Raw genomic sequence first — 15,112 nt, 5'->3', positions numbered from 1 at the left:
TTTTTTTCTATCTTTATTAATTACGATTTTCGTTTTATATTCTAAATATTGTTTGAAACATTATTTTAAAATTTAAATAAATACAATGGAATGAACATAACACATTTCTAACTCAAACATTTCTTTGACTGGAATACCTTTTATATCATTTCTTATATGTAATTTCTCGAAAGAGAATAATTATAAAGTCTTGAAACCTCTAACGATTTCTTACTCAAATTATTTAAAATTTCTCTTTTATCTTTCAAATGAATTATGCAATCAATTAACTCATTTAAATTCTTTCCATTTAAATAAAATCCAACTTCATTTGATTTAATTAGTTGGTCTAATGCTGAACCATCGTTCCCAATACCAATTATTGGTGAACCTACTGCTAAATAATTAAACGTTTTACTTGGAACACCAGCATGAGTAGCATTAGGCTCTAAAGAAACTACAGATACATCCCCTGCGGCTAACGAATAAGGTAAAATTGATGAATCCTGCCAAGTAAGAAATGATACATTTTTCAAACTTTTCTCAATCGTAAGCTTTTGTAAGGTTTTCTTTTTTGCGCCTTCTCCAATAAACAAAAATAAGATATTTTCTTGTTCTTTCAGTTCCTCCGCTACTTCGATCAAGACCTCCAACTTATGACCAATGCCCATATTACCCGAATAGAGTACAATAAACTTATGTTCCCATCCATGGGTTTTTAAAAAAGGATTCTCCCTTTTGGGGATAGGTTTGAAATTTTCAGAAGCAGGCCAAATGGAAACTACCTTGATTTTTTCTTCTGGTACATATCGCATTAATTGCTTCTTCATCCCTTCACTCAGAGTAATTATTTGCGTTGCGTTCGGATATACGCTCGAATTGACAGCCGCCCATATGCGGTAAAAAAAATTTGATTCCTTAATTTGAACAAGTCTTAAAGCATCTGGAAAGACATCAAATACCACCACACTAAAGGTATTATTTACAAATAAACTAACCAAATGAGATATCGGAGGATTACTATAATACAAAATATGATGATTTCGGTATTTTAAAACTACCAAAAACAAAAGATGAATGGTACACAAGCCCCAAGTCCATAATCGTTTTAAAGTACTGCTGCGATCGTAGCCTATGGTGGATTGTATTTTTATACGGGGATCTAAGGTTCTGTCTGTTATTCGAATTTTCCCATACATCAAGACTACCTCATCGTAAGACTGAAAAAATACATTGGCAACATCGATGGTCAAATACCCGGCATTTTGATTGACAATTAAAATTTTACGCATTGACTTTTTAAATTCAAGAAGGAGACATTAAAATAAATCAAAAACGATTGAATGATAATAATAATTAGGGGACGGGCTATAAAAAAAGTGCTTAATCTTCAATAAATATTTCGTCAGTTTTTCCTAGAGCAATCACATTTCCCAATTCGGTAGACGTAATAAACTCCACGTCAGGCCACCTTTTCAAAACTTTCGATAAAAGCTGCTTCAATTTTTCCAGACCTAATTTTCTATTTTTTTCGTCTAGGCTGCCAATATAATTCGTTCGATGACTACTGATTACAGCGGGTTTTTTCCATAAAAAGGCATAATGAATGTCTTCCAGACAAGACGAAACCCAATCCTTACCTGGTGCATTAGGTTCGAAAAAAGCATTTCGGGTTAAATACATTTGCTGATGTTTATTCCGCTGTCCCAACCAATGGTATCGCTTCTTAAACTTCCCTTCTCCTTGTGGTTCCAATTGAACTTTAGCAGATCCTATATATTTAATTCCTTTTGCGGCAGCAACTTTTTCCAATGAATTGTTGAAAGGCCCGTTTGGAGGAACAAAAAAAGATGCTTGATACCCATGCAATTCTTTAAACAAATCTAACCCTGACTCAATGGATTCCTGATGCGAAATTAAATCCTTTTTGGTTTCCAGATCAAAACTTGCCTGGAAACTTATATGATATGGAATATTTGCCCCAAATCCCCAACAACCCTCGTCAAAACCTAGTAATGTATGCTTGTCCCCGTTTTGCAACATCCGCATCCAAACGGGTACATTTAAATGCTCCCGCGCATGGAATTCAGGAATAAACAATTTTTCGCTAATTCCCTGTCCCCAATATCCAATGGCACTTTCTCTCTTGTACTTTTTCAGGGTTTCTGTAAAGGACTCGAAATAATATGTAGTGAAACGATCAGATTTTATTTTCTCAAAATCTGGATTAGCGACTACCGAAACTGCCGTAAAAACAGGATGTTTACCTTTAATGTCCTTGAATTTTTTCAAAACATGAAACAAGGCATCGAAATCGTCTGCCGAAGCTAAGGTGTCTGTGAGATTGTACCTTGCGCTTTCACCAGATCCTACGCTGACGTTTGCGGATTTTAACTTATTAAAAGCTCCATTGGAAGGCATACGGATGGAACCCCAGTCATCTGACTCAATAATTAAGTATTTTTTTGAAACGGATTTACCGATGATATTCTTGAGGTGAGGCCTTAACCTAGAAAGTATTGACATAATGATTTCTACTCAACCATACACTTTATCTATTAACCAGCGACTCATACAAATGCAGATAATCCAAGTACCTGTCATTTTTGTTAAAATACTTTTCTGCTCTTATTCTACAGGCTTTTTGAAAATGTGCCTTTCCCTTTGACGAAATTTTTTCTACAGCATCTTTCAAACCTTGAATATCCCCTTTCGGAACCACCAAACCCGTAAATTCATCGATGGCTTCTGGACTGCCTCCTGTATTATAAGTAATAACAGGAGTACCACAGCCCAATGCTTCCAAGTTTGTCGTGGGGAAATTATCCTGATAAGTGGGATTGACAAAGACATCTGCCAAACTATACCACTCTGCCAATTCCTGGATACTTTCTGTTCTAGTAATCCCCAACATCCCATCAGGTAATTTTGCTATTTGATCCTTGTTGAGCCCGATCAACACAATTTTATATTTATTAGTTAAATGGGAATGAAGCTGTATAAAATCATCAAGGCCTTTTCTTTTGTCCCATATGCTAGCACAACCTAAAATAACTTTTATGTCCAAAATAGAATATTTTTCTTTCAAAAGACTTAAAGACGGACTGAATTGTTCCAGATCAATTCCACTTGGTGTCAAATGTATTTTCCTATTGGATAAAAAAGATTGCTCTACCAAGGTCTTTAGCCATTGAGAATGGACCAACAATTCCATGTTAGCTGGAGATGAAAAAAGTCTATTTTTATCCTCAAAATTTTTAAAGGAATTATCCAAGACATAGGAACTGGGATAAAATTTCGTTTTAGGGCATATTTCGCAATGTTCTTTCCACTTTTCGCATTGAATATTATCAAAATAGGTACAATGACCTGTAAATGCCCAACAATCAAATAAAGTCCATAAAACAGGAGTTTTACTGGATTTTAAATAATCAAACAGAATCTCGATATTTAAATAATATCCATGGAGATTATGTAAGCCAATCGCATCAGGTTTTATTTTTTCTATTTCAAGTATCAACTTGTGGGTAGCCTCTTTTGATCCAAATCCATGGCGATCAAACACAGCGGTCTTAATTCCATGGAAATAGGTATCAACCTTATTTCCAATCTTGATTAAATTTGATTGACTGGGTCGATCTCCCCGACCATAAGCAATAAAGCTTTCATGACCATGTGCCATCAACACATTTCCTATTTCTTCTGCAATTCGACCAGTAGAACCGCTATTGGCCACGGAATTAATTTGAAGTATGCGCATTCAAAATTATTTTTTCAAACTGTTTGGCAATATTGGTTACAGAAAATTCTTGTATTTTTATCTTGCCTTCATAGCCAAATGTTCCTCTTAAGCTTTCGTTTTTTATTAATTTCTCCAAGGCATCTTTAAAACTATTAACTTCGTTAATCTTTATCAAATAGCCTGTTTTTTGATGTTCGATCAAATCACTAGGACCTGCTACGCAATCGTAAGCCACCACGGGTAAGCCAGCTGACATTGCCTCACCTACCACGTTTGGAAAACCTTCGGAGCTGGACGTAAAAGCAAATATTTTTGCTTTGTTATAAAAGTCCTCAACGTCTAATCGTTTACCCGCTAATTCAACTCGTTCCTTAAGTCCTAACTCTTGAATTAAGGATGCTAATTTTTCTTTATTTTTTTCCTTCAGTGCATCATCTCCCACAATGATTAATTTCCAATCGCCTGCTTCAATTTTAGAAAATATCCGAATTAATTCGTCGTGATGTTTGCTTTTGATTAAGCGTCCTACCGATAGAATAATGTTTTCTTTATTAATTAACGGATTCTTTTCAATCGATCGTATTGGATTTCCAATAACAACCAAATTAGTATGACTAAACATCTTGCTGTAAATACCTCTAGCTAATTCAGTTTGACAAATAACACCTGCTGCTTTTGGGTATAGCCATTTGCGCAAGGCATCATGTAATTTTCCTAAGCTTTTATTCGGCTGACAGCGATCGGAAACAAATACAGGATTCTTTAAACCAAGGTTGGCCAACAAGACAAAATTATTCCATAGCTCACCAAAGCTCAAAACAGTATCCGGTTGGATTGCTTTAATTTTTTGTCTTAAAAACCAGAGAGTTTTAATTGTATTCCAAGTTCTCTTGTTATTATCAAAGTCAAAGTCTGGTATATGAATGTGAATATTTTCAGGCACTTGATAAAAAATTTCTCGTTTTAGTCCATAAAGGATCAGATGAATCTCGTACTCTCTCTTTCCACAAAAATAATTTGCCAACTCCGACATTACTCGCTCCATACCTCCGGATTGAAGGGAGGGAATGACGAGGCAGATTGTTTTTACATCCATTTTTTATACCACATCTGGAACATGAGTAAATACCAAATCATTGGACTATAGTGAAGTTTCCTTTTTTTGAACTTTTCAACCTCACCAAATAAAAACTCAACATCAAATAATCCCGACGCTGCTAAAGCTTCTTTTGACAAGTATTCTTCTATCAAATAAGCTAAATCCCCTCTTAACCAAGAATAGATAGGCAAGCTAAAGCCGGCTTTTGGTCTGTCCATCATTTCTTTTGGAATATAATCGTGGACTATATCTTTTAGTATCTTTTTACCAGAATTCCCATCGGTTTTAAATTCCAAAGGAATTTGTGCAGCATAGGCTGCCAATCGATGGTCAAGCAAGGGCTCCCTACCTTCCAGGGATACCGACATTGTAGCCCTGTCCACCTTGGTTAAGATGTCATTTGGCAGATAAGAATTGAAATCAATGCACATGGCAATTTCCGAAGAATTATGAAAACCGGAAGTTTCTATCATAAAACAAGAAGGGATGGAATCGACCTTAGCAGCAAAAATATTCTGAATATACGCTGCTGGTTTCTCTGCCATAGCTTGGAATAATAATGCTGCTTTATGATGGTGTTCTTTACCTAAAATTCCTAATGCACTAGACAATTGGTAGAATTTTGGATTTGCACTTAGTATCTGATTTCCTTTAACAAATTGACTGAGACTCAATGCAGCCTTACCAAGAAAAGTCGGAAAATTATTTATCTGATTTAAATATTTATTCAATAAAAAATAGGAATCATAACCACAGAATATTTCATCACCACCATCCGCGGACAAAGCTACTGTTACTTCCTTTTTTGCCAATTTACTGACCAAAATAGTGGGGATTGCGGAACTGTCTCCAAATGGCTCATCATAATAAAATGGCAGAGTGGGAATAATCTCTTGAGCTTCTTTGGTGGTACAGATATACTCCGTATGATCAGTCCCGAGATAGTTGGCTGTTTCCTTGGCAAATGGAACTTCGTTATTCCCTTCTTCAAAGCCGATGGTAAAGGTTTTCAATGCTCTCCCACTTTTGGATTGCAACATTGCCGTAACTGTCGTACTGTCATATCCTCCGCTTAAAAATACTCCAACAGGAACATCTGCCACCATTCTATATTCAAATGCGGACTGCATCAAGGATTTTACTTCCTGCTTTATATCTGAATAATTGAGTGTCAACTTCGGTTTAAGATAATATTCTCTTAAATCCCAATATTTTGTTTGTTTTAGTCTTTGGGAACTGATATCCACTTCCAACAAATGACCTGGCATCATCTTTTGGGTATTTTTAAAAATGGTATAGGGTGCAGCTATATAACCGTAATGGAAGTAATTGGGTAAAACAGTTAGATCAATTTCCTTATCAAATTTTGGATGAGCCATTAATGCTTTTAACTCAGACCCAAATATAAAAAGGTCGTGTTTCTGATAGTAATAAAAGGGCTTTACACCTGCTCTGTCTCTATACGCATAAACTTTTTTAACTAGGCTATCATAGATCACAAAAGCAAACATCCCTATAAATCGTTCAACACAATTTACTCCCCATTCCTCAAAGCTCTGTAAAATAACTTCTGTATCTGTTTCAGTAGAAAAAACATGACCTTTATCCTCTAATAAAATGCGGATTTCTTTATAGTTATATATCTCACCGTTAAAAACTATAGTAAAGTGTTTAAAATGCATGGGCTGATGACCTGCTGAGCTTAGGTCAATAATACTCAATCTTGCCTGCCCAAAGCCTAGAAGACAATTTTCTTCCTCGATAAATTCCATTCCTGAATCATCAGGGCCTCTATGAGACATTGATGCTACCATACCTTGAAGCGTCTCCCTCGAAGTTTCCTTTTTATAATCTAAAAATCCAGTAATTCCACACATAATTAAGCGTCATATAAGCGTCCAAGCTGATCAGTACTCATAAACTGTACCTCAGGCCATTTCTTTTTAATCCCTAGGAGTAAATTTTTAAGTCTTTTTAAATTAACTCCTCTATTTGAAGGATTTAAAAAACCAATGTAATTCAAGCGATGAGAAGAGATAATTGCAGGTTTTTTGAATAAAAATGCTGTCTCAATCCTTTTCATACAATCACTTTCCCAGTCATAATTAGGTTTGATTGTAGGTTCAAAAAAAGCATTTCTAATAAAGTATCTTTGCCCCTGATTATTTTTCTGTCCTTGATAGTGGTAGATTTTCCTATACTTGAAACCCTGTACGTCTTTGGGCTGTAATTGATTAACAAGGCCTTGAAGGTATTTAACCCCATGAGTTGCTAATGTCTTTTCTAATTCTGTATGCCAAATATAGCAAGGTGCAATAAAGCTTTCAGACCTAAATCCCCATATCTTTTCAAATAAGTCAAGTCCTTCTTTAATTACTTTTTTCTGAAATTGAAGCTCATTTTGATTATCAAAATCAAGAGCATCCATGTATTCATTTGTATAGCCTTTGGATTGAGTTAATTTTGGGCTAAAAACCTTACAATCAAAAACATCCTTTTCGGCTTTAGAATTATTTTTTAATGCATTCATCCAACGTGTCACATTCAGGTGCTCCCTCCCATGAAATTGTGGCATAACCACTCCACTGTTTATGCCTTGACGATATAAATCCATTACTTGATCATGCTCTGGATAACGCTTTAAAGTTTTTGTGAAGGTTTCAAAATGATACTCCTTAAAATCAGAGTCTTGTATTTTATTAAAATCAGGATTGGCAACAATGTTATTAGCTGTTATTATGGCTGGTTTACCATCACAACCTTTGACATTCCCCAAAAATTCAAACATCGTCTCCAAATCTTTATTGCACTCTAGTGCATCGTTGGTATTGTAGGGACATTGATTTACATGATAACCTTTCTTAATTAAATTTTGAAAAGCTTCAATGGAGGACATTCGGACAGTGCCCCAATCGTCAGATTCAATCACTATAATTTTTTCAGAGATCTTTTTCCCTAAGAAATTTATAGTATAATTTTTTAAAGATGAAAGAATCAATCCAATAAAGAATTAAAAACGATATCCCATTTTTCATATGTTTTTTCATAAGAAAATCTCATTGAATTTTTACGAGCTTGTTCCTTTAAGGAGTCTAATTTAATTTTATCTCCAATTAATTGCAGCGTTTGTTTCACGTAATTCTCAATATCAAAGGCTGCAACCAAAAAACCATCGGAATTATGATTTACTATCTCAGAAGCTGCAGCGTAAGAATCAAAAAGAAAAGGCACACAACCATAAGATTGAGCTTCAACTAATACATTTCCAAAACCTTCAAATGCGGACGTCAAATGAAATATTTTTGCTTGTTTATAATATTCATTTGGATTTTGTTTCCCAAAGAACTTTACTCTATCTAATCCATGTTTCTTGCAGTACGATTTCATGTATTCCTCATGTGATCCATATCCAACTACCCAAAACTCCCAATCAAATATTTTATGGTGTAGTTTGTGCCAGATTTCCAATAATAAATCCACTCTTTTTTGTTCTATTTCCAATCTGCCTACGTGAAGAATCACATTTTTTTTCTCCAACTTTGAAACAATTAAATCCGGAACTTTAAATGGATTATTTATTCCATAGATTTTTGAATCATATTTTTTTACTGATGGGGCTAATTGATAAAGCTCTATTCTGAATTTTTCAGATAACATCACAAATGCTTCGGTATTTTTTATTATATAACCAAGCTCCATTCTTTGCTTTGAAATGTGATAGAACAATATCATTTTGTGAATTAGAATATTATCAAGGATTCTTAAACCTTTATTTATGAAAAAATTTGAAAGAATAAATTTATGGTTGTCATAGAAATTTAAAGGATTAATTCGTAAGGTGTTAATTATTTTTATTTTAATCGAAATTTTCCTTAAAATCTTTGTGGTAGAATAGGAATATCCTGCTTGGTTAATTACCAATTCTGTATTATATTTTTTAAAAGCAAGCTTGATTTTTGATAAATTATCGCAATATAAAATCGGCATACCTTCAAAGCTATTGTTTTCTTTTGCAAGTTTACTCAACGAAACGATAATTACATCATGGTTAAATTGTGTGAAAATTTTAGCTAATTTTGAAGTAGATTTTTGGACACCACCACCGTTTACATCAAATGGCTGTTCTAAAACGAGTGCTATATTCATATATTAAATAAAATAGGTTATGAAATCACTTTAGAATAAATCATCATCACCTAATAGCCAGGATTCTAAGGGCATTTTTAAAAAAACATAAAATTGTATTGATAGCATGCAAGTTTATTTAATTCCCAGAAAGGTAAAATGAATGTAGATTAGAATATTCATGCTCGTCTAATTTTCAGTTTTAATGTGTGAAAGAAATGACAAGTCATTCAGCAAAAACGAATCTAGCTTCTGAACACCATTTACATTCAAGTGGAATTTATCATAGAAATCTGTTGAATCTTTAAACTCCAAGAGTTTATTAAAATCAAAGTAAGGAATTGATTCAGGAATATACCTTTCTAATATATCGTTGTTGGTAAAACAATTATAATGAGCTATGGGCATATTTATAAAAACAAATTTCTTTTTGCTTCTCTCTAGTAAAGAAATCATCTTTTTGAAATACGCTAATTGGACATCAAGCGGTTCATGCCATTTTTCCGACTTTTCTTTCTCACATATTTCAACTTCCTTTTGGAAGTTGGGATCTTTGTGGACGTACCCACCCATAATATATGTATCGTTATTTAAGGGTTTATGGATAGATTCCTCAAAGTCGTCATGTTTACCGATGGCATCCATAATCGAAGCGTAAATCAAAGTATTCCACACCATCAAATCATTTTGTTCAAAGGCCATCTCCAAACTTAACTTATCTATTCGATCATTTGCTAAAAGATCTAGTGTTGGTTCAACCCCTTTGATTGCAAAAGAACTTGGGAGCAGGTCTATTACAACCAATTTTGGATTTAAATTATCCATATATCGAGTTAATAATACGTAGGATTGTAAAGGTGTTTGTCCACTAGAACCTAAAACAAAAATTTTAAGCCCATGATTTTCAAAAATACGTGGATCAAAACCTCTGTAAACCCTTGAACTTCCAACGAAAAGAATATCCACCTCACCATATTTGAGTATCTCTTTCACCCTGGTATTCAAATGTCCGTAAGATCCCTGTCTATATAAAAAGTTGGAGCCGATATAAGAATACGGGATGGATCCCCATATAAAAATTCCAATGATGTAAAGCCCCACGGTTAGTATGGAAAATTGAAAGACCGTAGTAAAATATTGTCTCATCCCTAAAACTGAAAGTATATAAATGGACTACGATCAATTTGATAGTAGATCATGATGAAGAATACAAGCACCGAATAATACGACCAACGTACAATTCTTTTGTTGTCAATAAATAGCCGTTGAATACCAAATTGTCCATGGCGACCAAACCATTCTGAGATTAAAAAAAATGCAATAAGTACAAGCGTAAAATAAATATTTCCTAATACACCTGGATTAAAGAAAGGGTCAAGACTAGTGGTATTATAAAAAATGCCAGTGATATACTGAAATGCATGTCCTATATTTTCAGCGCGGAAGAATATCCACGCAAAGCAGGTCAATAAAAAAGTACCGATAATCTTGCTAAAGTCAACAAAACTTGGGAAAAACCATTCTGCGCTAACAGTATCTGTGTTTGTTTTATTCTTATTGGTTAATAGCAGTGGTAAAAAGTATAAAGCATTTAAAAACCCCCAAAAAATAAATGTCCAATTGGCACCGTGCCAAAATCCGCTAACCAGAAATATGACAAACGTATTACGTACTTTTAGTCCAGTTCCGCCTTTACTTCCTCCAAGTGGGATATAAAGATAATCTCTAAACCAGGTGGAAAGCGAAATATGCCAGCGCCTCCAGAATTCAGCTATATCTCTTGAGAAATACGGGAAGGCAAAGTTTTGCATTAAATCAAATCCGAGAAGTCTGGAAACACCTATTGCAATATGCGAGTAACCAGCAAAATCACCATATATCTGGAATGCGAAAAAAATAGCGCCAAGAATCAATGAAGACCCATGTAAATTCGATGAATTATTAAAAATCAAATTAGCGATTTCACCGCTTTTATCTGCGATAACTACTTTACTAAATAAGCCCCATAAAATTTGTTTACTTCCATCTACTGCAAGTAAATAATCAAACTTACGCTCACGATAAAACTGCGGTAACAGATGGCTCGCCCGTTCAATAGGTCCTGCTACTAACTGTGGAAAAAAGCTGACAAACGCAGCAAATGAAATAAAATCCGAAGTTGGTTTGATTTTTTCACGATATACATCTATGGTATAGCTCAACGTTTGAAAAGTGTAAAAGCTAATCCCTACAGGTAGTATTATGTTAAGCGTGGTTTGATGAGCCTCAAATCCTATTGATTCCAGTAAGAGAGCAAAATTCTCAATAAAAAAATTGAAATACTTGAAAAAACCTAGCATTCCTATATTGAAAATGATACTTATCCATAAAAGAATTTTACTGTTATGTTTCGAAGTGCTTTTCGAGATTTTTATCCCGATCACATAGTCAACAACCGTACTTAAAGCGATTAGAGATAGAAATCGCCAATCCCACCAACCATAAAAGACATAACTAGCTATTAGAATTAGAATGTTCTGACCCTTAAGGTTCTTTTTAAAGATAAACCAATAGAGCACAAAGAACGCAACAATGAAATATAGAAATTCTATTGTATGAAAAAGCATCTGTATATACTAATGTTTACGTTTGAATTAATAAACTAAGTATGAAATTAAAACCCAGGAACCACTCCTGTGAATACTCTAAATGATAAACATTGCTAAAAATTCCCGAATGGAAAAATCATCAGACCCCAAAAACCACGATGCTCCGGGTAACATCAGTGCAAAGGCACTTAACATATTCAACGTGTAGGATAAGTGATACATAATCAATGGTATAGAGCTAATGAAAAATAGATTCATAACAGTTCGCACCTTATAGCTTCGGTAAAAAGTGAAATTATTATTGTACAAGGAAGACAAATTCAACAACCCTGCCAACATAATAAAGGGGGCCGCCCCAGCTTTCGCACGACCTGACACAGATGGCGAGAACTCCATAAAGTTCCCAAAGGCATACAATAGTACGCCTGCCGTAAATAGTTGCATAATCAAAGTTCTGTTAGTACCCGAGATACTTCTTAACAGCCAAAACAGGAAAACAATCAAAAGGGGAATGCTATAATCTCGAAAGCTAGCTTCACCAAATGCTGCGTAAAATCTAGTGATTTTCTGTGGGGCGTTGGCTCTCGCTTCCGCGGTGCCCTGCAACTGCTCTTCATCCAAAGTGTATTGCTGTTTTTGCTCTATCACCTCTAAAGCAGGTATGAAGGGCTTGATCAGGTCGTAACTAGCTCCTAGAAAAAAACTTATAACCCAAATGACCATAACCAGCTTTAATCGTTTATGAAGCCAAATGGCAACTAGTGCTGGGAAAATAAAAGCAATAAAGGAATAGTGAATATATACAGCCAGTAAGCTAAATATTAAGTACTTCCGTTTTTCGTAATGCCAGTAGGCCAAAAACCCATAAAGCATTAACCACAGTGCTGTCCACCATCGTATTGCATTAAATCCCGTGATACCTCTATAAATAAAAAAAATTGAAAACAATACAACTATTAAAGAAATTCCATTTGGCAAAGTAATTCGCTCAAATAAAATTTTTAAAATACTAAAATATACAAGACCATAGACAAAAGCAGCAAATACATGCAATAACTCAGGAATCCCATAAATACCACCGGAAAGAAAGCCGAGTAAATGAAGATATGGATCTGATATACCAATTGGCGCATTCTCATTATTCAGTACAAAGAGCTGAAAAAAAGAAGTTAAAAATTCAGCAACTCCCATGTCCAAATATGCAGACTCGACGGTCCTGCGATGCGATTCTCCATCGGACTCGGGTGAATAAACATAAATACTTCCGAGGATAGTCATTAAAAAAGTGCCCACCGGTAATAAAAGTCGAGAATTACCACTACGCAACAACGTTATTAAACCTAATACCGGTGAAAGTAAGCTTAACAGAAAATAATTACGAACGGCAGTTTTACTGTCTGTCACTTATTTATCCTTCTCCGGTAAAATCTCCAACAACTTCTCCCTGATCCCAAAATAATCAATAGCCAATTGAAATCGTGATTTCATAACATCAGCGCCAGGAGTATCTAGAGGTTTCGTTTCCTTACTACTTGGTATAGGGAAATACAATGAGCTATTTGTCTTACTTCCTAGGCAAATTTGTTTTGTTCCCTTTGCAACTGCTGCAGCCCAAAACCAGATATCAGAACCTCTACCTGGTACTATTCTATGTATTGCCTTTATGTCACAAACTCTTTCATCTAGAGAATATGCGGGATAATAAGTGCCTGATCCTCCAAGAAAATAGACTTGACCACTCGGTGTTGACAAGTCAGCCGCTTTACTGGATCTGAACTTGAAATTTAAAACTCCATTTATTTTCACAAATTTTTGACCTACATGACCAATGATAGCATCCTTATTTTGTCTCGAAGCATCAATTAATTTTTCAATAATCCTAACACCATAAATCAATTCATCATCAAATGTAATTACCGCTAGATCGGGATATTTTTCAATTGTAGGAATTAACTTCTTCACTGCATAAGGGTTGTCATATACCCAGAGAACCTCAAGTCCTTTTCTTTGAAGAATTTTTAAATGGGTAGGTAATCCATTTGGATAATCCTCATTTGATAAAACCAAAATCCAGTTTTTTGGAACTACAGTCTGTTTCGTGAGGGCCTGAAAGACTGCTGGTAAAAGATGATCTCTTTTAGGGTAACTGGCTATAGAGACAACAAAATTCGCATTTTCATCAACAGGCAATTTCTTAGTTATAATTTTTGCCAAAAAATCATACTTCTTAAAAACAGAGTAATTTCTTAATTTAACAAGGTGTTTTATTAGACTTCTCATTTAATTTTTATGAATTTGGCTCAATAAGGAAAGTGGTTGACACCGTTCTATACTTTTAACATTTACATAGCGTTTCAACTTTTCTAGTATTAACGGTTCCGAATAGAATCTTTTAATTAAAGTTAAGTCAAGTCCATCAATATCATTTGTTCCAAAACAAAATCCATTACGACAATATTTATAAAGATCGAATCCGTAATTATCTAAGCCTGCTATATGCACTACTGGTATACCCTCACACAATAGTTTTAACTGCACCGCAGAATTTCCAACCACCGCCAAATCAACACTTTTCACAAAATCTGATATACTTTCATTAATCGCAGCTATTTCAACTCCTTCAGGAAATGACCCAGCTTTTACTCTGGAATTTGGGTGAAGTCGTAATTTCAAAAATTCCACCCCAAGATTTTTCTTGATTTTTTCTAACAATTCAATTTGATCAGCTCTTGCTTCAAAAAAAGCATTTGTCGCAATACCAACTTTGGGATTTTGGGAAATCGATTTAACAAATTTTACTTCTATTTGATTTCTTATGTATATTTTGGCCAATGAATTTTTACTAAGTATTGTTTCCAATCCCTTTTGATTTAGCACTGCAGCATAAGTACATCGATAAGGCAAATAATTTTCATTCGAAAATCCATTATAATGATGATAATCATCTTGCCACCACATAACCCTGTTTCCTACTGCCAACGCCCCACTCCACTGCATATGTAAGGTAGGACTCACATCACTGATGATAATCGGTATCAGATGATTGTGTCTCTTAAAAAAACTTTTATATCCTTCATATCCCACCAAAATTTGTAAACTAACTATATCCCAAGTTCTGAATGCTTTGCGCTGATTATAGAGCAACCCAAAAAACCAAATAAGCCGATAACAAATTCTAAAAAAATGAATAAAGCGCGTTCTAGAATGCAGGTCATTGTGCCAAATTAATTCCAAACTATGCCCTGCCTCCACTAATTCCGTAAAAACGTCCCCAGTTTTAGTGTTAGCAACAATTGACCCATTTAAGAAAAATTGGAAGCTTTCATTAACATTTATTGGTATCTCTCCAAGGGGGGAAAGTATTCGGAAATATTGTAAAAAAATTTCTTGTATAGGTCTTTTTTTACGCTGCCTATCAACGGCAGGTTGAATCCTTTTTGAACTTAAACGAATGGCTATTAGCAATAAATTATTCACTAAATTAGGGTTTTATCTAAAATAAATTCCTATGTTTAAATTGAAAACAATATCCATTTGTTGATTCTGAATAAATTTTACGCATACATATATTTGACCTAT

General features: G+C 34.5%; 12 protein-coding genes. All 12 read right to left on the bottom strand.

The window, feature by feature from the left end; translation table 11 throughout:
* Positions 1-152: 152 nt before the first annotated feature.
* Entirely contained in the window at positions 153-1,271 is a 1,119-nt protein-coding gene (locus FQ608_RS18805) for a glycosyltransferase family 4 protein (protein WP_158860036.1), read from the bottom strand.
* Between the two features lie 91 nt (positions 1,272-1,362).
* A complete protein-coding gene (locus tag FQ608_RS18800; RefSeq protein ID WP_158860035.1) occupies positions 1,363-2,505 on the bottom strand; it encodes a polysaccharide (de)acetylase in 1,143 nt (380 codons plus the stop codon).
* A 25-nt stretch (positions 2,506-2,530) separates the two neighbouring features.
* Entirely contained in the window at positions 2,531-3,739 is a 1,209-nt protein-coding gene (locus FQ608_RS18795) for a glycosyltransferase (protein ID WP_158860034.1), read from the bottom strand.
* A complete protein-coding gene (locus FQ608_RS18790; RefSeq protein WP_158860033.1) occupies positions 3,720-4,817 on the bottom strand; it encodes a glycosyltransferase family 4 protein in 1,098 nt (365 codons plus the stop codon). Before FQ608_RS18790 ends, FQ608_RS18795 begins: the two co-directional genes overlap by 20 nt.
* Positions 4,808-6,697: an asparagine synthase (glutamine-hydrolyzing) gene (asnB, locus tag FQ608_RS18785; protein WP_158860032.1), complete on the bottom strand. Its 1,890-nt coding sequence runs from the start codon at positions 6,695-6,697 to the stop codon at positions 4,808-4,810. Before asnB ends, FQ608_RS18790 begins: the two co-directional genes overlap by 10 nt.
* Positions 6,698-6,699: 2 nt before the next feature.
* Positions 6,700-7,818, bottom strand: a complete 1,119-nt coding sequence (locus FQ608_RS18780; protein ID WP_158860031.1) for a hypothetical protein — start codon at positions 7,816-7,818, stop codon at positions 6,700-6,702.
* Positions 7,815-8,966, bottom strand: coding sequence for a glycosyltransferase (locus FQ608_RS18775; RefSeq protein ID WP_158860030.1), 1,152 nt, complete (start codon positions 8,964-8,966; stop codon positions 7,815-7,817). Before FQ608_RS18775 ends, FQ608_RS18780 begins: the two co-directional genes overlap by 4 nt.
* A 168-nt stretch (positions 8,967-9,134) precedes the next feature.
* Positions 9,135-9,938: a hypothetical protein gene (locus FQ608_RS18770; protein ID WP_158860029.1), complete on the bottom strand. Its 804-nt coding sequence runs from the start codon at positions 9,936-9,938 to the stop codon at positions 9,135-9,137.
* 155 nt (positions 9,939-10,093) lie between these two features.
* On the bottom strand, positions 10,094-11,551 hold the full coding sequence (locus FQ608_RS18765) for an MBOAT family O-acyltransferase (RefSeq protein ID WP_158860028.1): 1,458 nt from the start codon (positions 11,549-11,551) through the stop codon (positions 10,094-10,096).
* Between the two features lie 78 nt (positions 11,552-11,629).
* Positions 11,630-12,937 (bottom strand): EpsG family protein, encoded by a 1,308-nt coding sequence (locus FQ608_RS18760; protein ID WP_158860027.1) that lies wholly within the window; start codon positions 12,935-12,937, stop codon positions 11,630-11,632.
* The gene (locus tag FQ608_RS18755; protein ID WP_158860026.1) at positions 12,938-13,813 is read right to left on the bottom strand and encodes a glycosyltransferase; all 876 of its coding nucleotides are present in this window, start codon (positions 13,811-13,813) and stop codon (positions 12,938-12,940) included. It abuts the gene before it with no gap.
* Complete coding sequence (locus tag FQ608_RS18750) at positions 13,814-15,010, bottom strand: hypothetical protein (protein ID WP_158860025.1); 1,197 nt, start codon at positions 15,008-15,010, stop codon at positions 13,814-13,816.
* Positions 15,011-15,112 lie beyond the last annotated feature (102 nt).

The organism is Lunatibacter salilacus (assembly GCF_009797935.1).
Classification (GTDB): Bacteria; Bacteroidota; Bacteroidia; order Cytophagales; family Cyclobacteriaceae; genus Lunatibacter; species Lunatibacter salilacus.
The sequence above is the reverse complement of the archived record's forward strand: the minus strand, read 5'-3'. Positions and strand labels throughout refer to the sequence as shown.

Coding starts and splice junctions, on each gene's coding strand:
- FQ608_RS18805 (WP_158860036.1), bottom strand. CDS start 1,271: ATGCGTAAAATTTTAATTGTCAATCAAAATGCCGGGTATTTGACCATC.
- FQ608_RS18800 (WP_158860035.1), bottom strand. CDS start 2,505: ATGTCAATACTTTCTAGGTTAAGGCCTCACCTCAAGAATATCATCGGT.
- FQ608_RS18795 (WP_158860034.1), bottom strand. CDS start 3,739: ATGCGCATACTTCAAATTAATTCCGTGGCCAATAGCGGTTCTACTGGT.
- FQ608_RS18790 (WP_158860033.1), bottom strand. CDS start 4,817: ATGGATGTAAAAACAATCTGCCTCGTCATTCCCTCCCTTCAATCCGGA.
- asnB (WP_158860032.1), bottom strand. CDS start 6,697: ATGTGTGGAATTACTGGATTTTTAGATTATAAAAAGGAAACTTCGAGG.
- FQ608_RS18775 (WP_158860030.1), bottom strand. CDS start 8,966: ATGAATATAGCACTCGTTTTAGAACAGCCATTTGATGTAAACGGTGGT.
- FQ608_RS18765 (WP_158860028.1), bottom strand. CDS start 11,551: ATGCTTTTTCATACAATAGAATTTCTATATTTCATTGTTGCGTTCTTT.
- FQ608_RS18755 (WP_158860026.1), bottom strand. CDS start 13,813: ATGAGAAGTCTAATAAAACACCTTGTTAAATTAAGAAATTACTCTGTT.